At 47.3% G+C, this 21,164-nt stretch carries 16 protein-coding genes and 2 pseudogenes; 9 read left to right on the forward strand and 9 right to left on the reverse strand.

Annotated elements, in window-relative coordinates; translation table 11 throughout:
- Nucleotide 1: 1 nt before the first annotated feature.
- Nucleotides 2-1,459, reverse strand: a complete 1,458-nt coding sequence (locus tag AC0LWF_RS10780; protein ID WP_474651539.1) for a spore germination protein — start codon at nucleotides 1,457-1,459, stop codon at nucleotides 2-4.
- Between the two features lie 171 nt (nucleotides 1,460-1,630).
- Entirely contained in the window at nucleotides 1,631-2,842 is a 1,212-nt protein-coding gene (locus AC0LWF_RS10785; protein ID WP_474651540.1) for an MFS transporter, read from the reverse strand.
- 402 nt (nucleotides 2,843-3,244) lie between these two features.
- On the opposite strand from AC0LWF_RS10785, the pseudogene AC0LWF_RS10790 reads away from it, so the two are divergent.
- The 4 genes and pseudogenes from AC0LWF_RS10790 to AC0LWF_RS10805 form a co-directional block, all read left to right on the forward strand.
- A pseudogene (locus AC0LWF_RS10790) lies at nucleotides 3,245-3,577 on the forward strand (copper amine oxidase N-terminal domain-containing protein); the annotation flags it as partial.
- 24 nt (nucleotides 3,578-3,601) lie between these two features.
- Nucleotides 3,602-3,919: pseudogene (locus tag AC0LWF_RS10795) on the forward strand (NucA/NucB deoxyribonuclease domain-containing protein); the annotation flags it as partial.
- 3 nt (nucleotides 3,920-3,922) lie between these two features.
- Entirely contained in the window at nucleotides 3,923-4,135 is a 213-nt protein-coding gene (locus AC0LWF_RS10800; protein ID WP_474651758.1) for an excalibur calcium-binding domain-containing protein, read from the forward strand.
- A 210-nt stretch (nucleotides 4,136-4,345) separates the two neighbouring features.
- A complete protein-coding gene (locus AC0LWF_RS10805) occupies nucleotides 4,346-5,005 on the forward strand; it encodes a spore germination protein (protein ID WP_474651541.1) in 660 nt (219 codons plus the stop codon).
- 200 nt (nucleotides 5,006-5,205) lie between these two features.
- On the opposite strand, the gene AC0LWF_RS10810 is transcribed toward AC0LWF_RS10805, so the two are convergent.
- Nucleotides 5,206-6,285, reverse strand: coding sequence for a C40 family peptidase (locus tag AC0LWF_RS10810; protein WP_474651542.1), 1,080 nt, complete (start codon nucleotides 6,283-6,285; stop codon nucleotides 5,206-5,208).
- 167 nt (nucleotides 6,286-6,452) lie between these two features.
- On the opposite strand from AC0LWF_RS10810, the gene AC0LWF_RS10815 reads away from it, so the two are divergent.
- Nucleotides 6,453-6,791 (forward strand): L,D-transpeptidase, encoded by a 339-nt coding sequence (locus AC0LWF_RS10815; RefSeq protein ID WP_474651543.1) that lies wholly within the window; start codon nucleotides 6,453-6,455, stop codon nucleotides 6,789-6,791.
- A gap of 110 nt (nucleotides 6,792-6,901) precedes the next feature.
- Entirely contained in the window at nucleotides 6,902-7,921 is a 1,020-nt protein-coding gene (locus AC0LWF_RS10820) for an S-layer homology domain-containing protein (protein WP_474651544.1), read from the forward strand.
- Nucleotides 7,922-7,982: 61 nt separating this feature from the next.
- On the opposite strand, the gene AC0LWF_RS10825 is transcribed toward AC0LWF_RS10820, so the two are convergent.
- From AC0LWF_RS10825 to trpB, 3 genes are all read right to left on the reverse strand, one after another.
- Nucleotides 7,983-8,813 carry an SPL family radical SAM protein gene (locus AC0LWF_RS10825; protein WP_474651545.1) on the reverse strand — a complete coding sequence of 277 codons (831 nt, stop codon included), beginning with the start codon at nucleotides 8,811-8,813 and terminating at the stop codon, nucleotides 7,983-7,985.
- A gap of 14 nt (nucleotides 8,814-8,827) precedes the next feature.
- Complete coding sequence (locus AC0LWF_RS10830) at nucleotides 8,828-9,556, reverse strand: uracil-DNA glycosylase (protein ID WP_474651546.1); 729 nt, start codon at nucleotides 9,554-9,556, stop codon at nucleotides 8,828-8,830.
- A 135-nt stretch (nucleotides 9,557-9,691) separates the two neighbouring features.
- Nucleotides 9,692-10,843 carry a tryptophan synthase subunit beta gene (gene trpB / locus AC0LWF_RS10835; RefSeq protein WP_474651547.1) on the reverse strand — a complete coding sequence of 384 codons (1,152 nt, stop codon included), beginning with the start codon at nucleotides 10,841-10,843 and terminating at the stop codon, nucleotides 9,692-9,694.
- 238 nt (nucleotides 10,844-11,081) lie between these two features.
- Between trpB and AC0LWF_RS10840 the strand changes: the two genes are divergently transcribed.
- Together AC0LWF_RS10840 and AC0LWF_RS10845 are read left to right on the forward strand one after the other, a co-directional pair.
- The gene (locus AC0LWF_RS10840; RefSeq protein WP_474651548.1) at nucleotides 11,082-12,947 is read left to right on the forward strand and encodes a methyl-accepting chemotaxis protein; all 1,866 of its coding nucleotides are present in this window, start codon (nucleotides 11,082-11,084) and stop codon (nucleotides 12,945-12,947) included.
- A 32-nt stretch (nucleotides 12,948-12,979) separates the two neighbouring features.
- The gene (locus tag AC0LWF_RS10845; protein ID WP_474651549.1) at nucleotides 12,980-13,489 is read left to right on the forward strand and encodes a hypothetical protein; all 510 of its coding nucleotides are present in this window, start codon (nucleotides 12,980-12,982) and stop codon (nucleotides 13,487-13,489) included.
- 57 nt (nucleotides 13,490-13,546) lie between these two features.
- Here AC0LWF_RS10845 and AC0LWF_RS10850 read toward each other — a convergent pair whose 3' ends face one another.
- The 3 genes from AC0LWF_RS10850 to AC0LWF_RS10860 all read right to left on the reverse strand — a co-directional run bounded on the left by AC0LWF_RS10850 (nucleotide 13,547) and on the right by AC0LWF_RS10860 (nucleotide 18,999).
- Nucleotides 13,547-14,578, reverse strand: coding sequence for a DUF402 domain-containing protein (locus AC0LWF_RS10850; protein WP_474651550.1), 1,032 nt, complete (start codon nucleotides 14,576-14,578; stop codon nucleotides 13,547-13,549).
- 1,450 nt (nucleotides 14,579-16,028) lie between these two features.
- The gene (locus AC0LWF_RS10855; protein WP_474651551.1) at nucleotides 16,029-16,448 is read right to left on the reverse strand and encodes a hypothetical protein; all 420 of its coding nucleotides are present in this window, start codon (nucleotides 16,446-16,448) and stop codon (nucleotides 16,029-16,031) included.
- Nucleotides 16,449-16,773: 325 nt separating this feature from the next.
- A complete protein-coding gene (locus AC0LWF_RS10860) occupies nucleotides 16,774-18,999 on the reverse strand; it encodes a DUF5906 domain-containing protein (protein ID WP_474651552.1) in 2,226 nt (741 codons plus the stop codon).
- Nucleotides 19,000-19,890: 891 nt separating this feature from the next.
- On the opposite strand from AC0LWF_RS10860, the gene AC0LWF_RS10865 reads away from it, so the two are divergent.
- Complete coding sequence (locus AC0LWF_RS10865; RefSeq protein WP_474651553.1) at nucleotides 19,891-20,976, forward strand: AbrB family transcriptional regulator; 1,086 nt, start codon at nucleotides 19,891-19,893, stop codon at nucleotides 20,974-20,976.
- Nucleotides 20,977-21,164: the final 188 nt, after the last annotated feature.

The raw sequence follows: 21,164 nt of genomic DNA on the forward strand, positions 1-21,164 counted from the left end.
CTCACCTCTTCATCTTGTTCCTTACTGTATTAGGTGCACGAACTTGAGAGGGGCGCTCCTTTAACGTACTGAACGGAGCGCGAATGAATAAATCCTTCCACTCCTTTGGTTTAAAGGGGGCAATTGGCGACAAATAAGAGGTGCCTAGACTCCTTATGCCACTCAGATGAATAATGACGCCGGCCAATCCCATTGCTAGACCCATGTTTCCCCAGAGCCCGGCCAATAAAATGAGACCAAATCGAATAAGTCGAATCGATGCACTCATCGTGTAATTGGGTATGACGTATGAAGCGATCGTCGAGGAGGCGATTGCAATAATCAATATATTACTGGTAAAACCGGCTTGCACCGCTGCTTGACCAATAACAATACCGCCAACGATACCGATCGTTTGGCCGATCTTGGTCGGCAGCCTTGCACCCGCTTCCCTTAGCAGCTCGATGGTCAATTCCATGATCAATGCTTCGTAAACGGGAGGGAACGGCACCCTGCTTCTTGATTCAGCTAATGTCAGCAGCAAATTCTGAGGGATCATTTCATAATGATAGGTCGTCACAGAAACATAGAGCGCCGTGAATATCATCGTAATGAGAAGCGCTGCGAACCTCAGCAGCCGGGTTGCTGTACCGAGCATCCACCGCTCATAATAATCGTCCGACGAAACGAAGAATTCGTTGAAAGTCGACGGCACGGTGAAGGCTGTCGGGCTTCCGTCCATAATGCCGACTACTCGTCCCGCAACTAGCTTGGAAGCGATAGCATCAGGCCGCTCTGTCGTTAATATTTGAGGGAAGATGGCATAGGGACTGTCGTCTATAAGCTGAATAAGCATGTTCGTATCAAAAACAGCATCTAGCTCAATGTCCTGAATACGCTTCTTTAGCTCAAGAACAAAGTCCATATTCGCTATATCTTTGATATACAGAAGATAGACGTCCGACTTCGTAATCTCACCTACCTGAAGTCGCATGATCTTAAGGTGGGAGCTCTTCACACGCTGTCGGATCATGGAGAGACTTGCTCCGGCATTCTCGGTGAACCCATCATGAGGTCCGGTAATAGTGGTCTCAATCTCCGATTGCGTGACGGCTCGACCCTCATGTCTGGAAACATCAACCAAGTATGCTTGCCCATCATAGAATAAAGCTGCTTGACCGGATAATATGCCTTTGATTAGTTCTTTGGAATCTATCACCAAGACAAACTGCGATTGCCGAAAATAAACGGCCAATTTATCGCTTTCCATATTCAAAATCTGGTTCAGTAAGTCCCGATTCAGCTTGTCTGTATCTGTCAAATGTCCGAAATAAACGGCTTCGACTCCAAGATCCGGAAAAGAACGGTGAATGATATCAAAACAATCCTCGAATTCATGAAGAGTATGCTCGAGAGTAGGTAAAGAATGTTCATGGCTGCTAGTCATATTGACCTCGGATTGGATGGTTTTACCTTTCATTATGCATCTAAAGGAATCGCTCTAAACCCATACATAGGACAGTGATCTAGACGTTCCAACCTAAGAATGATGTCTTCGTATAAAGCAAAAGAAGCCTGCCATCATGGCAAGCTCCCTATCAAAGTTCCCGACTTAAACGTCGAAAGCCTTGAGAAATCAAGCATATTTCTGTTATTTGTTTATTTGCAGATTGTCTGATTCCGAATGCAATCTCCTTGACGGAACTCCGGGAAATCGCAGAGCAAAAGGAATAATGATAGCCGTGACCACCACGAGCGCGCCGATTGCCAGCACTCGCTCATCCAGAAGCAGCTGTACAAGCAGCGACAGCACGATGCCGCCCAGATTGCCGAATAGAAGCAGCAATCCGGTTACCACGCCAGCAGTTCTAGGTTCTGCCTTGGCTTCAGCGAATGATAGGACAATGGGCAAGTCGGCGAGCAGAAGCAGACCTGTGAGTGCAAGCAGAGACATAAACAACCAAGTGGGCAAGCCTGCCGCGAGGAAAATCAGCAGAACGACGCTAACCGCGAGCGATAGCACCAGTATGCGCCTGGCTCGATTTCCGCTCATGGCGAAGTCCGGCAGGAACGCCGCCCCGATAATGCCAGCCGCTGTCATGAGCCCAAGACCCGTTCCGACCTGCACCGAATTGTAACCGATTGCATCCGCCAGCACCTCAAGCCATGTCGCCAGCGTAATGAAAATGCCGAAGCCTGCAAACAGAAGCAGGCTGAATAGGCGCACCCACCGCTGTGACCAAATCTCCCGAAGCGTGCGAAGCAGAGGTGCAGGCGCTCCCTCCCCCGTCGCTTCCACATAGAGAGGATTATGCCGGAGCGCGAGTAACATCGCCACACAAGCGAATGCACTAATCAAAGCCTGTGTCCAAAGTACGGCAGGAAGTCCGCCCCATTCCATCAGGAAAGGCACCGTCACGTTGGAAATCATAACGCCGACGAACAAGCTGGCCGTGCCAATAGCAATCGCTATCGGTCGTTTTGGCGGTGCCACATAGAGAGTTGCTATTTTGTTAACCGCATTGAGCACAAAGGGCTGCCCCACTGCAATCGCAATTTGACCGACCAGTGAATAGTCATAACCAGGCACAACCCGGATAAACGCACCTGCTACGGTAAGTCCCGCTCCCCAAGCTAGCGCGCCGCGAAAGCTGCGATCCGCTGCAAAGCCAAACGGTATAGATAACAGGACATAAATAAGCGGAAACACGAGCGACAGCCACCCGACGGCATCCACCGATACGTTCCACTGCTCTGCAGCATCGGTTGTGACAGGGGTAAACGTGACCCAAAGTATCTGCGTGACAGCCGCAAGCGCGGCATATGCGATAATGACTGACCAGCGTGAAGCTGTTTGGTTCAAGCCGACGCCCCCTTGTTAATTGCTCACTATAGGAATTGATCTTGTCATTGAGATATTCCTTTCTATTGAATAAATTCCTTTATGTTAAATAAATATTTCATGTGCCCTCGGATTCCTCGCCTATTCTCCCTATTCCAAGCTGGAAATTCCACTCAATATTGGGATAGATCCGCTATCCAAACCTAACATAAACGAAATCTGGCATGAGAAGGCTATGCATGAAGTGAGAGTCAAAGGAGTGCCATTACAACCATGCTGAAAAAGATCATACTAGTGGCGGCAATGTCCACAACATTCACCGGATGTCTACACAAGTCGCAAGAGGCACCTAATCACGTAAGCCAGCCAAATTCGATCTCGACTAAGCAGCGGATTATCGACACTGTGGAGCAGCCCCTGCGCATGCAGGCAACAGGCACGGCTATTCGGTTATTCGTGAATGGAAATCAGTCAACCTCTTCCCCAAAAGTCATTAGCGGTGCTACCTATGTTCCTGTACGTGCAGCCGGCGAGCTCCTCAAGAAGACCGTGTCATGGGACGCGGCGACGAAAACGGTCTACATTAATGATCAGAATCAGTCAAGCCCGAAGCCTGCCAGTCACACTCTAAAGTTAATTGTTAACGGCAAACAAGCAAGCACCGCCCCTAAAATAATGAATAGCGTTACGTATGTTCCCGTACGAGCAGCCGGTGAACTGCTTAAGAAATACGTGACCTGGGATGCCACAATAAGAGCGGTTTATATTAATAACCAAGCGCATAGCAAGGTCATTTACTTCCCTGCAGCCCGCTACCCCCAAACGTCGGCTCATATTAAAAATGCGATGAGTCGAGGCGAGTCTCCGATCTGCACCATTGCTCGAGGAGGAGCTGATCATAATCGGGAGGAGTCGCTTAGCGGCATCCCAACGAAAGACGGCTACGATCGAGACGAGTTCCCAATGGCCATGTGTGCAGAAGGTGGAGCAGGAGCAGACGTTGCTTATGTGAAGTCCTCGGATAATCGCGGTGCAGGCTCATGGGTAGGCAATCGGATGCAGAGTTTCCCTGACGGTACACGAGTACTGATCGTCATTGATATGAACACGGGTACCGCCACCACCCCAGCTAAACCGATTGCGAAACCAACGCCCAAACCGACGACAACACCTAAGCCTGCAACGAAACCGAGCAGCGCTTATTACAAAAACTGTTCTGCCGTAAGAGCCGCAGGCAAAGCTCCACTTCGCAAAGGTCAGCCAGGCTACAGCACCAAACTGGACCGTGACCACGACGGCGTCGCTTGCGAATAAAAATTCACCTGCCAAAGAGACTTCCTAGAAGTTCAATTAGAACTTGCGGGAAGTCTTTCTTTTTTCTTGAGCTAAGCTGCCACTCGGGATAAATCCACTTCAATCGAGGAACGCTAATTGCTGATTATTTCTAATGGAGGGAGGCATCTAGTTGTCCACAGAACAGCTCAGTCCGTCATTACAGAACAATGAACGCGAGCTTAGTCTTGGATGTTCGGAACGCCTCCCCTTGAACGAGATAAGCCCATCTCATTTGACAACATATTGGAGCAGCTCTTTCCTATTGCAAGCATACAAACAGCGGACAACTTCGAGGATATCGAGAAGGACATCTTGTCCGGCTGTGCAGCTCTATTAATTGATGGCTACGAGCGAACGGTCATTGCTGACTTGAGGGGCTTCGAGCATCGAACTGTCGAAGAGCCTTCCACAGAAGTTACCATACAAGGCCCGCGCGAAGGATTTACCGAGAGCTTGAACGTGAATACGGCTCTCGTGCGCAGGAAGATTCAGAGCAAAGATTTGAAGATGGAATCCGTAACCGTCGGCAGTCTCTCAAGAACGACGATTGTCATCGCCTACATACATGGAGTCGCGAATGAATCGGTCATTGAAGAGGTGCGCAATCGCATTCGCAAGGTGCGGATCGATACGGTGCTGAGCGGGAATGTCATCGAGGAGTTTATCGAGGATCAACCGTTTACGGTTTTCCCGCAAGTGCAGAAGAGCGAGCGCCCGGATATCGTTGCCGCAAGCCTTGCGGAGCGCAAAGCAGCCATATTCGTCGACGGCACTCCGCTCGTCCTTATCGTCCCTTGTACATTATGGACCGCTTTCCAGTCGGTTGGAAGAAAAGTATATGGCTCATAACGCCAATCGTATTTGCCGTCTCGCTCCTGCCGCGAAATATTGACGATACGATCAATTTCGCCAACTTTTGGCGTGATGTGATCTTCCCCGTTAATTTGGTCGGCATCCCGATATTGTTATGGATTGTTGGGTCGATTCGCAAGAAATACGGCGCAAATGCAAAAACCGTATGAAGCTCTATGTTCCATACGGTTTTGAATTTAAAGCACTCTTCTTCCCCACATAATCCGATTATCCCAATTTCCGATCAGCTTCGTAATCGTGACCCCAGGATCGCCATACGTCTGAAGCACCTGATTATTCCCGATATAGAGTCCGACATGTCCGACGATATTGTTCGTCCTGTACCTGCCCGGCGTATAGAAGAAGACGATATCGCCCGGGATAAAATTTTTGCGTGACACATATTTGCCTACCGTCGATTGTGAACGTGAGGATCGCGGCAGATCGACCCCGACATGCTTGAAAATATACTGAATAAACGAGGAGCAATCGAACTTGTGGCTCTCTTCGTAGGCCGCTGCATTGAATTTGTAATCCACGCCCATGAAACGCTTCCCATACGAGATGACCTCGTCGACCTTATCCTGATCGGCTGTATTGTTCCCGTTCTCGACATCATTGCCATTGTTGCCATTGTTACCGTTATTGCCATTATTGCCGTTGCTGCCAGGATGGCCCCCACCAATGTAATTCCCGTATTCATCATAGTTGTCTGGATTATCGTAGTCGGGATTGTAATCGCCACTGCTCATATCCGTCGACTGGGCACGGAACTGATTCGTTCCAGGAGGTGTATTCACCAGCTCATTCGTAGGCGGTTGATGCTTCTGTGCCTCGATAATGACCGTACTGCTGCCGGAGTCCCATCGTACAGGCTGCTGGATGAGCTGAGACAAAGAACGAAGCTCCAGACAGACGTTGTTGTCGATCATCCGCGGCGCATCGCTCAGCAGAATCTGCTGATCGCCAATCTTCGCTTGTTTCGAGCCTACTTTAAATGTGTAAACCGGATCTGCATACCCCATAGAAGCAACGTGATTTTTCGGATTCTCATCAAAGCGGTACTGCATATATGCAGCCGCCCGCTCCGCAGGTATCCATACGCCGCCTTTTTCTTCCCAATGCCTCGTCTTAATCGTGGATGCTTGCCCTTGCGCTTTCAAATTGACGACTGAGCCTGCCGCATTATTCCTTGTGACGGTGCCGCCGCCATTGCCCGACGAGCATGACGCGAGAAGCAGCACAGCGCTCGCAAGCAGCATCGAGTGTTTCAGCATCTATCTTCCTCCCTTTTATGGTGATCAGCTAGCCTAAGGTTTGATTTTCCACACGGACATGTAGTATCACCTCAATGGCAGCGAACTATGCACCTGTAAGCAATTACCTTGCTGCCCATTCCTCGCTTAATGCGGGTACATATGCTGACGGAAAGGAGTGAACTTTGATGCCACAGTATCGGATCATCGTTGATCTGTCCGACCGCCAATTATATTTGCTGGATGGCAATATTGTCGTCAGAGGTTTCCCTGTCGGTATAGGCAAGATGCTCACAAGGACGCCAACAGGCGAATTCGAGATTATTAACAAGCAGCCGAGTCCCGGCGGTCCGTTCGGCGTACTATGGATGGGCTTGTCCAAGCCGCATTACGGCATCCACGGAACGAATGATCCAGGCTCAATCGGCAGAGAAGTATCTCACGGCTGCATCCGAATGTATAATGAGGATGTTCTGGCATTGTCCGCGCTCGTCCCGATCCATACGCGAGTGACCATTCGGCCATAGTCACTTCGTTTCCGAGCAAATAGCACCGCAAGTTCATGCAACATTGTGACATGTTGGTGCGTCTACATAGTACAAAGGCAAACAAAATAATCCAATAACTTTCGAGGTGAATGAATGTGAAGAAACCGCTACTCGTCATAACCATGCTTGTTGTGCTGTTTCTGGCAGTAACGCAGTCTGTGTGGGCGTTCTCCGATACGAAGAATGATCCGAATGATGTGAAAATCACGGAGCTGCAGAAACGCGAGATTTTGAACGGCAACGGAAGCAAGAATGATCAATTTGCGCCAAACGGCAAGCTGACTTATGCTGCAGGCATTACGATGCTGGTAAAGGGGCTTGGGCTTAACATTGATGATCTCCGCTTCTTCAAGAAGCCTGAAGTGTCCGACAGCTTCTCCATGATGAAGAATGATGCTTGGTATGCAGACACCTTCATTATCGCTGCGTACAATTCACTCGATCTCGCTAGAGATACGAACCCTGCAGCTAACATGACACGCGAGCAGTTCGCGCATCATCTGTACAAAGCGCTCATTCGCGCAGGAAACTTTGCCTTCAACGATCTCGGAGTCGTACTGAAGGATGAGGCTGACGTAAATCCGTCTTACATGGGCAGCATTCAAACGCTAATCACGACGCATATTATTGGAATAGATGCGAGCCAGAAGTTCAATCCGAAAGCCGCGATTACGCGCAGCGAAGCTGCTGGCTGGCTTTACAACACAATCAAATTCGTGGAGGACCAACCATCGATGCCAGTTGAACAACCGGACTCGTCACCGCTCTTTGAGGTGAAGCTTACAACGACAGCCGTTAATAACGATGTCAATGCTGTAACGGTGTCCGCGCAGGCACCGAACCCGGGCTACGGCGTACGAATCTCCTCGATCTCTTTCGAGGGCGATCAAGCGATTATTTATGTAGAGCCAACTTACCCGGATAAGGATAAAATGTACCCGCAAGTCATTACCGAAGTGAAAGCAGTCACCTATGTATCTTCTGCCTTCAAGCCAGTTCTAGGCGTATCTGGCAATTCCATTGGCGGCTCGACCGGAATCATCGGCGATAATGGCACCTCTGCCGCGAATTCAGATGGAACAGCTGCGTCAGCCGCAGAGAATCAATAAACGCGAAGAAGACCCTTCTAGCAAACAGATTGTTCGCTAGAAGGGTCTTTCTCTGTCTCTGTTAGGGCATGAATCCTGCCTGCCCGAAGTAAACTGCGCCTTCGGGCATATGCCGCTTCAGCTCAGTGACGAAGCGGTCAGCCGTCTTCGGCGTATAGAGCTCGCCATGGCCGAGCGCCCCATAACGCTCGGCCATCCCCAGCTGCGCCGAGCGTTTTCCGTTGCTGCCGTCGCCGCGGAAGAAGTCGTCGACGACAACGCGCGGGGCTGCATCCGCCAGCAGCGCGGGGAACGCATCGCTGCAAGGAAGCAGCGGCGACACAGCTGCTTGCACGGCGATGCCCGCTTCGCGAAGCAAGCGAAGCGCACGCAGCCTTGCGGCGATTGGCGGCGCCGCAGGTGTCAGCTCTTTGCGGACGGATTCGAGGTCCGTCTCCACCGTCATGCTGACGCGCACATGATCTCCGAGTCGATGCAGCAGGTCGATATCCCGCTCGACGAGCGGGCTGCGCGTCTGCACGAGCACGAATGCGGGAGGCGCTTCGACCATCGCCTCAAGCACTCGGCGCGTCACCCGCTCTTTGAATTCCGCAGGCTGGTAAGGGTCGGTCGCGGATGACATGAAGACGGTGACTTCGCCTTTAGATAGCGCCTTATGCCACTCTTTGCGGAACTGCGCCTCATCCAGTGGCTTGGCGTCCACCCACTCCCCCCACGGTTCGTTCCGAAACAGCGCAATGGGCATTCGCCTTACATAACAATAGGAACATCCGAACGCGCAGCCCGCATACGGATTCAAGGTGTAGCTATAACCCGTCAAATAACCGGATGCGGGGTTCAGCAAGCGGATAGGCGCTTTCTTCTTCGCACTTGCCGGCTTCGAATCAGTCATTACTCGCAGCCTCCCTACCTAGCAGCTTCAGCCTCAGTTACACTGCTGGCTGCATCATCCTGCTCTGTTCGCTCACTAATTGCCCAATCAATCTCTTGCATTCCGAGCTCAAGCAAATATCCGTTCGCACGCGAGAACGGCTTGCTTCCGAAGAATCCACGTCGCGCCGCAAAAGGGCTCGGATGCGCCGATTCAATCACTCGGTGCCGGCTCGCATCAATAGAAGCCGCTTTCTCCTGGGCATGCTTGCCCCACAGGATGAACACAATCGGCAGCTCCCTCGCATTCAATGCCGCAATGACAGCATCGGTGAACGTCTCCCAGCCGATTCCCTTATGCGAAGCAGGCTCCCCAGCTCTCACCGTCAATACCGTATTGAGCATCAGCACGCCTTGCTTCGCCCACGACTCCAGATTGCCATGCTCAGGAATATCGCAGCCGAGGTCCTCCCTCAGCTCTTTATACATATTTTGCAGCGATGGCGGTGTCTTGACTCCGTGCCTAACAGAGAAGCTAAGTCCGTGCGCCTGACCAGGTCCATGGTACGGATCTTGCCCAATAATGACGACTCGGGTATCCGCATAAGGCGTGAACCTTAGCGAGTTGAATACATCGATCTGATCCGGGTAGATCGTCTCCGATTCATATTGCTCCGTAAGCTGCGACATGAGCTGTGTGAAGTAAAGCTTCTGCGTCTCTTCCATTAGCACGGATGACCAGTCGTTCACAACATTCCAATGCATAATGCCCTCCATATAATGAAATAAAAACCTCCCCTGCAGCCATTCTGACTTTCAATCAGAAAGAAGCAAAGGAGGTGTTAATTCGTCGACTCTTAGCTATGATTCTATCATGCCCATTGCAAAAGCACAAAGCGATTACTTATGCAGCATATGGAACACTTGCTCAACGTCCTTGTCGCCCCGACCGGACAAGTTGAGGATCAGAATCTTGTCCTTATCTAGCGTTGGCGCGAGCTTCTTCGCATAGGCAACCGCGTGCGAGCTTTCAAGCGCCGGAATAATACCTTCCGTCCGCGAGAGCTCCTGGAACGCTTCAAGCACTTCTTCATTCGTTACCGTGACATACTCCGCACGGCCGTTCACTTTCATATTGCTATGCTCCGGTCCGATACCCGGATAGTCCAGCCCAGCTGCAATCGAATACGTCTTCTTCGGATTGCCTTCCTCATCGAGCAGCACGAGACATTTAAACCCGTGCAGCACGCTAGGCACGCCTTCCGTGAGCGACGGCGCTTGATCCGGCTCAACGCCGATGAGACGAACGGTTGGCTCGTCGATATAGTGAGCGAACGCCCCGATTGCATTACTGCCACCGCCGACGCAAGCGAGGACGGCATCCGGCAGTCGGCCTTCTTTTTCGAGAATTTGACGCTTCGACTCTTCGCTGATCACCGATTGGAAATGCTTCACCATCGTCGGGAACGGATGCGGCCCAACCGCCGAACCGAGCAGATAGAACGTATTGCGATAGTTTGCGATGAGATCGTTAAGCGCTTCGTCTACCGCATCCTTCAATCGGCCTTGGCCCTTCTCAACCGGAACGACTTTGGCGCCGAGCAGCTCCATCCGGAACACGTTCAGTGCTTGGCGGCGTGTGTCCTCTGCACCCATGTAGATGATGCATTCCATGTCGAACATCGCACATGCCGTTGCTGTTGCAACTCCGTGCTGTCCTGCGCCTGTTTCTGCAATGACGCGCTTCGCGCCCATTCGTTTGGCAAGCAGAATTTGTCCGATTACATTATTAATTTTGTGCGCGCCTGTATGGTTCAGGTCCTCGCGTTTCAGATAGATTTTCGCGCCGCCCCACTTCTCGGTCAGCTGCTTCGCAAAGGTTAGCGGATTCTCCCGGCCAACGTATTCGCGCAGATAATAGCGGTATTCTACATTGAATTCCGGGTCGTCTTTGTACTTAAGAAACTGAGCTTCCAGATGATCTAACACTTCCTGCAGTTCAGGTGGAACGAAGCTACCGCCAAACTCGCCAAAATATCCTCTTTCTGTCATCTCTCCAGCCTCCATAAGATCAATTTCGTTAACCTATGTAACCCCTTCCATTTTAAGGATGCATGTCCCTTTTTGTCAAAAGAATTCTGGATGCACAAAAAAACAAGACAGAGCGATGAGAACCGCTTTAATTTCGCTGAAAATGAAAATCTAACAAAACTCTAATACGAGTTAGAGATGTTCCTTAACACGATTCGCTTAAAGTAAACTTATCCACCGTTGAAAGTGAGGAATTTTTTTGAAACAGCTATTCCAATCCATAAGGGCTAAAATTTTAATTATTCTGCTGCTTGTCGGACTTGTTCCGTTACTCGCTGCATCATCACTATTCATCTACTTGCTAAGCGGCAACTTGAAGCACAATGCAGAGCAAACTCTCGAGCAGCGCGCCCAGCTAAACGCTAATGACTTAGATACATGGATGACTCAGAAAATTAACACTCTCGTCAATGTCACGAACGCACATCCCGAGTTTTTGGAAGCGAAGCCGGAGCAGGTTCTGCAAGTACTGCGCACTCTAGCTCAAAGCGATAAAGAAGTCGATGATTTCGCTTATGTAGATCCGAGCAAGATGGCATACGACACCAAAGGTCCTGTATTCGACGCATCGACCTTCACAAACATCATTCAAGCAGAGCAGCAGAAGAAGCTTCAGGTTTCCGATATTCTCGTAAAGGCGGGATCGGACCAGAAGATTGTTATCGTCGATAATCCGCTCGTGAATGCGAGTGGCGAGTTCCGTGGATTAACGCAGGAGCTTATTCTAGCGGATGAAATTTTAAAGCGGATAGAAACCATTAAATTCGGTACAAACGGATTCGGTTATTTGGTATCGCCTTCGGGTACGATTCTCGTCCATCCAAATGCAGATTTTATCAGGAAGAATATTTCGGATGTCGCATCGAGCGAAACCGCGAATACATTCAAGCAAATGGCGCTCTCCTCCGATAACGGTTATTTCACGGATAATTGGGATCAACAGCTGAGAAGCACATCTTTTGCCGCGATGCAGTCTACCGGATGGAAAGTGGTCATTACCATTCCACAAGCCGAACTCATGAAGGAAGTTAATAGCCTTACCCGGACGATCATCATCATTATCGTCATCTGCTTGCTGGCAGTCATTGCGCTCGCTGTTGTCGTAGCACGCCTCTTTCAGAAGCCGGTGCTGCAGATAAGCGCCTTGATGGAGATTGTCGCAGACGGTGACCTAAGAGAACGTCTGGACGCGAACGGTCACGATGAGATCAGCGCGTTAAAGCGCCATATTAACACGATGCTGGATGCCATGCAGAGCATGATCGGAAAAGCGCTCCAGACATCACGAAGCGTTGCAGCCGCAAGCACCGAAATTTCACTCAGTACCGACGAAGTAGCACGAGGCAGCATGAGCCAGGCTTCAGCATCGCAAGACATGTCCGATCTGTTCAGAGGATTGACAGCGGCAATACGCGGTATCGATCAAATCTCCACACAAGCGGCGGCGTTATCGGAACAAACGGTTGCCATCGCTGTGAGCGGCGGCGAAGCTGTGAATACATCAATTGAGGGCATGCAGCAGTTGAAGGAGAAGATGACACTGTTAGAGCGAGACTCCGCAAAGATCGGCGAAATTATCGATATCATCGATGAAATTTCAGAGCAGACGAATTTGCTCGCTCTCAACGCGGCCATTGAGGCTGCACGCGCAGGAGAACAAGGCAGAGGCTTCTCCGTCGTAGCCGAGGAAGTGCGGAAGCTTGCTGAACGTAGCGGGGAAGCAACGAAGGAGATTACAGAAATTATCAAGCAGATGCAGCAAAATACAGTAATGAGCGTAAATGCGGTCTCCGAAGGGGCAATCCAATCCCAGAAGAGCTTCACCGCATTCGATCAAATCGCCCAAATCGTCAATGAAACTTCGCAGAAAGTGAAGGAGATCAAGGTAGCCAGCCATTCCCAATTAATGCAAACTGGGAAAGTGATGGAAGCCATTGAATCCGTTGCAGCAGTAAGCGAAGAGACAGCTGCTTCCGCTGAGCAGACGGCGTCCTCCTCGCAATCTCTTGAGTACCTCGCTGAAGAGCTTAGCAGAACGGTCGATAGGTTTAAAGTGAATGGCTGAGTGACCCGTAAAAATAACAAGAGAAGCCACTAATGATGGCAGTATATTCTTATTCGGTTTACTCGAATTTTTACAATGCACACGAGATCTGGGGTTGGATCATATTTTATTCGGCACTGATTAGCTCAACAATTGTTTTGCTTTTCATCCTCATCACTAGCCCTATTAAAGTAATGAGAAGAATCATTCGTAACAGCACTGCAAACACCAAAATAGAAACTTTTAAATTGATTATTTATCTGTTTTATTTATTAATCTTACCTCATTTACTTTTTGCACTGATTTACTTATTTTGGGGTACTGCTACTCTTGCTAATAATATAACGATTTTTGAAGGAATCTATTTTAGCTTTTCACTGATTTTTTCTTTGCCAACCAGTAGTTCAATTGATACCTTTAAAGCTCACATTTCAAATGAGCATTCGATCCATTTTTTTTATATGCTGCATGTCATTTTTACAAAAGCATTTGAAATTGTTGTGCTTGCATTTGTCGCGTCTAGATTACTAAGATTTGTAAGTAACCACCAAGAAGAACGCTAAAAAAACCTCCTTATCTATCTAAAATAACTAGATGGACAAGGAGGTTTTCTGCTTTTGTCAAAAGAATGATGCAGAATCTCGGGGTATGCTCGGAATGAAGCGTTCAATCGCCCCGTCAAAAGGAAACTGATTCAAGGCGATCCGTTCCTGCAATCGCTCGACCTCTTGCCTAACTCTAGCAATCAACTCGGGAGGGTATTCGAACTTCACGGCGTGACTTACAAATTCATCCTCGTCAACGATCTCCCACTTACCGCGCTTATAGATGAGGTCAATATCCAAATCAACGAATGTGACCATACCGCCTTCCATTCGTGCCGGCTCACTAATGTTGCAATAGTACTGCACAATCTTCCCATCCACGATATCCGCGCTTACCGTAAACCAGGAATCGAACGGGAAACATTCGATCGTCCAATTTTCCACCGTAAACGTCTTACCTTTTGTAAAATGCTTCAGCTTCCTACCATTGTGTCCAAGGACGAAAATATGCGAGTCTGTTCGCTCAAGCAGCGTAGTCCGCCATTCATAATGCGGTCGATCACCGTATTTTCGAGCTTGTATGGTAATACTCGTTGACAACCACTTCGCGGTTTCTTCGAGAATGGTAAGATCGCGGAGCAGCATGAATCGATTAGAGGCTGCCTCGTTCTGCCGAAGCGCTGCCCTCATGAGCTGAATTGCAGTATCTATGTCCATCCATTCTACCTGCATGCCGAGAGCAATCTCTTCATCCGTAAGCGAAATGCTATTAGAATGCTGCATAACCTTCCCTACATAACAAGAGGAATGTTGGAAGAACTTATGGCGAGCTTTATGTTCCTCGATAACTCCTACTTCATGAATCACTTCGGCTTCGCAGCCTGTTTCCTCAAGAATTTCCCGCAGGAAGGCACTCTCGGGGTCTTCCCCTCCTTCAATGCCACCACCAGGAAGCTTGTAAAGCTGCAGCTTCGTCATATGCATCATCGCTACTTTCCATTCACTGTCGAACAGAACACCTCTAGCAGCATAGCGGGAGACGGTATCTAACCATTTTGGCGTGTCACCTGACCAATCGCTGTCTGTAATTCTTCTAATTAATTGCATCTGCTTGTCCTCCAATCCGCTGATACTAGCACGATGTGATCCCATAAATAAACAAGTTATATTGTTTTGATTAATTCCAGGTTTGCAATCGTGCTTTCCGTGTACACCTAATCACCATAAATTCCACTTATGCCGTTAAAGCCTGCTTTTATCCAGAAACGGATTGCTGGCCAATTCTTTTCTGAGCAAATATATAGACGTACGATATAGGCTGAATCAATGTTGGGATATCCATGGTATACGCTTAAAATCCCTATTAATTCATGATTATTTCTGCGTCTAATAACGAACATCCGATAGTTCTCCTTACTCCAGATGGAGGCAAATCACCAGAGAGAAACCATTGTTCGATCTGATTAGCCACATATTCATTACCTTCCCACTTGTTTATATATTGACTACCTAGATACAATTGCTGAACCTCAGCTATTTTGTTTCTAGAATGCTTCTAAACGTAAGATCTTTGGATTTCCATCTGTAAGGTAGAATAAAAGGTAGAATAGATACCAACTAAATCCGCCCCTTCGATATTCATCAAATTTAATAATAGTCTAATCGATAAGATATGGGAATATATGGTTGAGGGGGAAGCTGCGCGAACAGAACACGTTGCCAATCGTTTTAGAACCCAATTTTTAACATAAAAAAACTCCTCCTCATCGCTTCTAATGGCAAGTGATGAGAAAGAGTTAGTATCCATGCTATGTAGTTCTGGATACCAAATTTAAAATACTTAGGCACACAGAACCTTTGGAATTTGCAGACCACTTTAATATCCAGGAAAATAAAAAAACCTTGATTCATCAAGGTTTCTTGTTGGATGCCGAGGACGGGAATCGAACCCGTACGGTGGTCACCCACCGCAGGATTTTAAGTCCTGTGCGTCTGCCAGTTCTGTTAAACCGGCTGTTCCATCAACGTTTAATCGCTTTTCAATCCGCGCAATATTCTATCCAGTTCGCAGGATTCATTTATAATCTCTTCGTTAACTGAACCGATGAGAAGAAGATGGCCGAACGTAATCATACCACCTTTGTCCAATCCTGTGCACCTCATAACCAATCAAATTATATCTTCGTCTATCATACAATGTCAATTCTATACAAATTCCTTGAACACTAAAGTAACGGTGGGTTTGTCGTAGTCTATCAATATTGAAAGCATGGAACAAGCACTAAAAAAGACTGATCATAGTCTGACATGGCTTTGCTGCCAAGTTAGATCGATTTTGATAGACGTTGATCATGCAACCTTAGCTGCTCCCCCCCGGGAGGTCAAGGTCGAAATCCCCCCCTTCCCCCACGACCGCACATGCCTAGTAAGGCGAAAAATTCTCCCTAAATAAAATAACTCAACTATCGCCCGGACATGAATCAACTGGAACAAAGAAAGTATCACCCCGTTTAAGGGATTAGATCATGATTCGCTTCGTTTTTATAATGCCCGCTGCTCAAACGTTGCTTTTCAGACCGTACCAAGCCAGTTGGCCATAATGCCGATCATTAACCGTATCTAAATAAGAGCCGTCCCAATTGTGTTTAATAAGGGTTATGAGATCGTCAATGACACTTTCAATACGGAAGAGTGACCCCATGTTCGTGTTCAATTCCACTGTGTGAATAATGGTCAACTCGTGATTCTCGGTAAAGTTTTTGTGCAATGTGATTTTAAATTTGGCTTTAAATCGCCAGTTACAAGTAATGCGGAGCTCATAGCCATTTTCGAACCTACGCCAGATGTACGGTTCTCCGTTTGTGTGAGTATGGTATACATCTTTTGCAGAGTAGTCGGGTGTGAACTCAGTTTTATTACGATGCCAGTTGTTCAGGAACTTTGCTACACGCCAAAAATTATTATTAGGTTTCTTCATTGTTAACTCCTCCAATTTTGTTTGTGTCAATTTCAAATTCTTGTGTCAGTCATGTGCAATGTCCTGACACAGCGAAAGCCCAGTAACGACGCGGGTTTCAACGTTTTTGTGTCAATGTGTCAAAAGTTTGCAAACTTTAGCCACCCTACAGAATACAGAGAGTAAAGGTGTATACCTCTCTATTGCGAAATATCATTAAAATATTGACACAATGACACAAGAGTGCGTTAAACCCGCGCCATTACTGACTTTTTTCTGTGCCAGTCTTGTGTCAAAATCTATTTTCCGTGTCAAAAATCGGCACAGAAAAGGGTACGAGTATTTTCTACTTACGTACAAACCGTTTAACAGGATTGCCATCTTCCTTCCCTGTGTGTGCATTGAGCAATCGCTTACGTACCAGTTCAAGGTTGAAACGTTTCATTAGCTCGTTCCCAAAACGCTGTTTAGAGTAAGCATAACGGCGTTCCCCTCCACTCTCTTCATCCGAACGAAGGTATGATTTATAAATAACATCCAACGATTCATAATCGATCACATCATAACAACCATCCTGTTTAGCAGTGAGTGTTTCATCATATCCAGTAGAAGCCAGCCAATCACCGAGTTTGTCGTTGTTCATTTTGAATTCTTCCTTCTGTTGGTTACGCTTCTCGTTTGGAGATGGCTCACCTTTATTCTCGATCAGGCGATACATACCCTCGATTGCCAGTTTGAGAAGGTACTCTTTAGCATCATCTTCTTTTGCCAAAGTTTCAGCAGCAGTGTCAGCCAGCTTGTTCGGATCGAGTGCAAAGTTGTAATCGAATGGAATAATCTCCAACCGGCGATTGACTTGATTGCCTTCCTCACGAATGTTTGGAAAGAAGTTACTCGCCCATACCTGAACAACCTCTATCTTTGCCGTGAACGCTCCTTTGCCCTTGAACTCAATAGATTGGATACCACCTGTAATGAGCGACTTAATCTTGTCGAACTCTGGAATAGGCGCTGTCCCAATCTCGTCAATGAGATTGACCTTCTTTCCATATAGTTCAGCAACCTTGAACTGGCTCTTTGCAACATCATGCGGTGATAGCCCACCTATGAACTTCTGGTTAACCAGTTGCATGATCAGATGTAGGAAAAATGATTTCCCGTTGTGGGCAGTACGTCCGAACAAGAACCACGCGAAGCGCGGTAACAATTCGGGCGAAACGACTGAACCCAGTATTTCCTCCAAATTATCTCGTGTTGGAGCATGATAGTTTGAAATCTTGTTCAGAGTCTCGTCAATGAACGGTGAAAATGCGGCCCCATTGTAGTTAACATCAATTTTATAATCGAGGTAGACATCTGGTCTAAATGATTCAAGCCGCTGTTCAGCAACGTTCCACAGACCGTTTCCAACTGGAATATGTGTCTTGTGCCATTCTGAGACTTTCTTTGAAGACTCATAGATCGCCATTGCAACCTCACGTACCTGTTGAATGGTTAATGTCTCGTCCAATTCTCGGATAGTCTCGTTTACGAGTCGCATATTTGCATCCATCTTGTAAAAACCTTCGTCAGCATCGTAGTAGTACATGATGCCTGATTCATCACCATAACGGATAAGTTGGAAGTTTTGCTTAATGAACTTTGCCATGATGTAATGTTTGAATACTGGGAAACCTCTTGGCGATAGTTGCCACCATTGACCCAGTTGTACCTCGGTTTTGCGTTCTAATTGCTTTTGAGCAAACTCTTCCAGGTGAGATTGTCTCGCCTCAACGTATTCATTTTTGAACACACTCTCGATTACGGCGATTACTTCGCCCTCACCCCAATCGTCATTCTCTTTGATCTCGACCAGATACTTACCAATGATGTGAGCAGCGATAGATACTTGCTCCTTGGTTTGCCCTTGACTTGCCAACTTAGAACACCAGCGAAATAGGAAGTCATTACGGCCAGATGCGATTGGATAGTGTGGAAGTGCCTTCTCAGTGCCATCAGTTGGGGTTGTCCATAATGGAGCAAGCCAACCAGGGAATGCGTCTATTTCGTCCAGAATCGATTCAAAGAATCGTCCGTCGGTGTTCGGTGTTGGTAAAACGATGTAGCCTTTGCCGTGTGTACGTGTGTCCACCGATAAACCCAAGACGTTGTATTGTCCTGCAACTTGTTTGACAGGAAATTCAGGTGCATTGAAAACGAACTGTCTTCCATTCGGGGTAACGATACGGTGACACTTGACGTTCATCCCTTTCAGGATCGCGTCAACCATTTCTGGTGCGTTCTTACGGTGCGTCCGGTCGATGTCCAGAATGACCAACCCTTCTGGAATCTTAAACCCCAACCAACCGTCATGACCGCTTACCCAGGTTTCGCTAACGACCCTAACCTGACCATTGTAGTGAGGCTTGTTCCATCCGACTTGGCTCGGAGAGGGTTCCTTTGCCTTCTTATAACGCTCATCAGCCTTATGCCCTTCGTTCTCGTCCGAGTAACCTTTCAGACGGAATAGAGCAGGACTGGGAAATGCGTATTCAATCTGGTCATACCACACTTTTTTCTCGGTTAATTCCATTCAATTTCCTCCTCGTTTTTATGTTCATTTCTCTAACCCCTTGGAAAATTCGTACGCCTTGTTTGGTATTAAGTCTGACCTTGTGCAGTATCGCTTTACCGTTGAAAATGCCTTGAACATACTTGTCCAGCATGGACAACTCAATTAAATTGATTGCACTGCTCGCACCAATCTTGAAGAACGAAATTAGCTTCATATTTTAAAAAATGTTGCATCACCTCTCGCTCTCCTCAATCTGAAATTTGCCCTGCATCCGACTAATCACAGGTCACAATCGAAATTCACAATTGCCCACTAATTAATTTTCGTGACTAGATTCGATTTGGATTTTTACAAAAACGACTAGACCCGCTACACGAACCCTCCTTTCGGGTTTCATGTCGTAACAAGATTTGGATTTTTACAAATGAGATCAAAAAAAGCCCTGATCCACATTGGACAGGGATTGAGACAAGTATTTCAAAAGCACTTTACGACCTGTTACAATCGCTGAGCTACTATATGCCACCTCTGATTTATTTACGAGTCGATGTTGGGAACATACAGAAGTCTATAACGACCCCACCATTGATTCGATTGGCCCTGTAATCTGTCATTTTAGTTTTTGCACATTAAGCGAACGGGCAGGTTAGTTAAATAAGTTTTGGGGAAATTTACTTATGGAATTAGGTTAGATTTTCGTGGGCCATCTCTTCACTTTTTGTGGTTGCATTGTGGGTGGGGTTGATGAAAATATGAAAAAACACAAAATCACCGCTTACATTTTGTGAGGGAGTTAGATAATAAATTTTTAAGATTTAAAGCTTATTATATTCGTGATTTACATCGCATTTTTGAAAATAGTCGAGCGAGGTGGACGCTATTAAAAGGATTGAAGGGAATGAAAGATTAGTGAATCTGCATACTTTAAGAATTACGACAATTTGGTTTGGTATTATTGGGGTTTCTTTATTAATAGGTTCTTTAATGGAAGATCAAGGGCTTCCTTCGCCCCATTTATTTGCTGCACTTCTTGTTGGGATAATCGTGGCGTTCACGCCGTTCAACCGTTATAGTAAAGTAATTCCACCTGTTGTCTACACAGCTGCTCAGGCGGTTACGGGAGTACTCCTTGGCACTTATTTTAGCCCGTCATCTCTTACTTCGCTAGGGAATGCATGGCTAGTCGTACTCCTTGTCACTGGATTCACTTTGGTACTAAGTGTCCTTACAGGGCTTGCATTTGCTCGCGTGACAAAGACAGATATCGCAACTTCGACCTTAGGTATGATTGCAGGTGGATCTGCTGGGGTCATAGCTACGAGTGATGACCTAAAAGCTGACGGGCGACTTGTAGCATTCATGCAATTTGTTCGTCTTTTTTTGGTCGTATTCATCACCCCCCTTCTAGTCCGACTAGTCTTGTTACCCACAGGAATCTATGAACATACTGGGTCACTTGAAATTGAGGCCACCGGTCCAATTATCGCGGGGAGTATCTTCACATTATGTATTGCTGCAGTTGGAGTATGGGTAGGGGCGCGCCTTCGTATCCCTGCTGGCGCTTTGATTGTACCGTTAATATTTGCTGCCGTGTTGAGTCCGTTAAAACCATTTCACGGCCTCACATCACCTGAATTGTTACGGGAGCCAGCATTTGCTTTGATCGGTCTGCAGATTGGATTGCGCTTCGATATGGAAACTCTACGACGAGCTCGGCGACTATTACCTGCAATCCTGGGCTTTGTCTTAGTACTCATTGTTGTCTGTGGTGCTTTAGGTTTGGTTCTTACAAAGTTTGCCCATCTTAATTTGCTTTCCGGTTATTTGGCAACTACACCTGGTGGTATTAATGCAATAATGGCTATTGCTTTTGGGAGTGGGGCCGATACAACCTTAATATTTGCCATGCAAACCTTCCGTCTCTTTATCATGGTGTTGGTCGCAGTTCCTTTAGTACGCTGGTTGATACGCAGATATGATCCTAAAGAGATTTGAGGGTGAACAAGATCCACCACACAAATCAATGCAGCTACGAGGTGAAAGACAAAAGGATTTTAGCGATACTTTTAGAAGCCATGAGTTGGCTCCTTTATTTTTGTCACAATAGCTAGAAATTCTATGTGGTGTTGTTTAGACTATTATTGAAGTAACGGGAATTTAGTGTAAAGAAAGTTGTGAGTATA

Source organism: Paenibacillus sp. sgz302114, from assembly GCF_056120345.1.

Excerpts from the sequence above, each read along its gene's own strand:
- AC0LWF_RS10780 (WP_474651539.1), bottom strand. The coding sequence starts at position 1,459 with ATGAAAGGTAAAACCATCCAATCCGAGGTCAATATGACTAGCAGCCAT.
- AC0LWF_RS10800 (WP_474651758.1), top strand. The coding sequence starts at position 3,923 with ATGAACACGGGTACCGCCACCACCCCAGCTAAACCGATTGCGAAACCA.
- AC0LWF_RS10805 (WP_474651541.1), top strand. The coding sequence starts at position 4,346 with ATGTTCGGAACGCCTCCCCTTGAACGAGATAAGCCCATCTCATTTGAC.
- AC0LWF_RS10810 (WP_474651542.1), bottom strand. The coding sequence starts at position 6,285 with ATGCTGAAACACTCGATGCTGCTTGCGAGCGCTGTGCTGCTTCTCGCG.
- AC0LWF_RS10815 (WP_474651543.1), top strand. The coding sequence starts at position 6,453 with ATGCCACAGTATCGGATCATCGTTGATCTGTCCGACCGCCAATTATAT.
- AC0LWF_RS10820 (WP_474651544.1), top strand. The coding sequence starts at position 6,902 with ATGAATGTGAAGAAACCGCTACTCGTCATAACCATGCTTGTTGTGCTG.
- AC0LWF_RS10825 (WP_474651545.1), bottom strand. The coding sequence starts at position 8,813 with ATGACTGATTCGAAGCCGGCAAGTGCGAAGAAGAAAGCGCCTATCCGC.
- AC0LWF_RS10830 (WP_474651546.1), bottom strand. The coding sequence starts at position 9,556 with ATGCATTGGAATGTTGTGAACGACTGGTCATCCGTGCTAATGGAAGAG.
- trpB (WP_474651547.1), bottom strand. The coding sequence starts at position 10,843 with ATGACAGAAAGAGGATATTTTGGCGAGTTTGGCGGTAGCTTCGTTCCA.
- AC0LWF_RS10845 (WP_474651549.1), top strand. The coding sequence starts at position 12,980 with ATGATGGCAGTATATTCTTATTCGGTTTACTCGAATTTTTACAATGCA.
- AC0LWF_RS10850 (WP_474651550.1), bottom strand. The coding sequence starts at position 14,578 with ATGCAATTAATTAGAAGAATTACAGACAGCGATTGGTCAGGTGACACG.
- AC0LWF_RS10855 (WP_474651551.1), bottom strand. The coding sequence starts at position 16,448 with ATGAAGAAACCTAATAATAATTTTTGGCGTGTAGCAAAGTTCCTGAAC.
- AC0LWF_RS10860 (WP_474651552.1), bottom strand. The coding sequence starts at position 18,999 with ATGGAATTAACCGAGAAAAAAGTGTGGTATGACCAGATTGAATACGCA.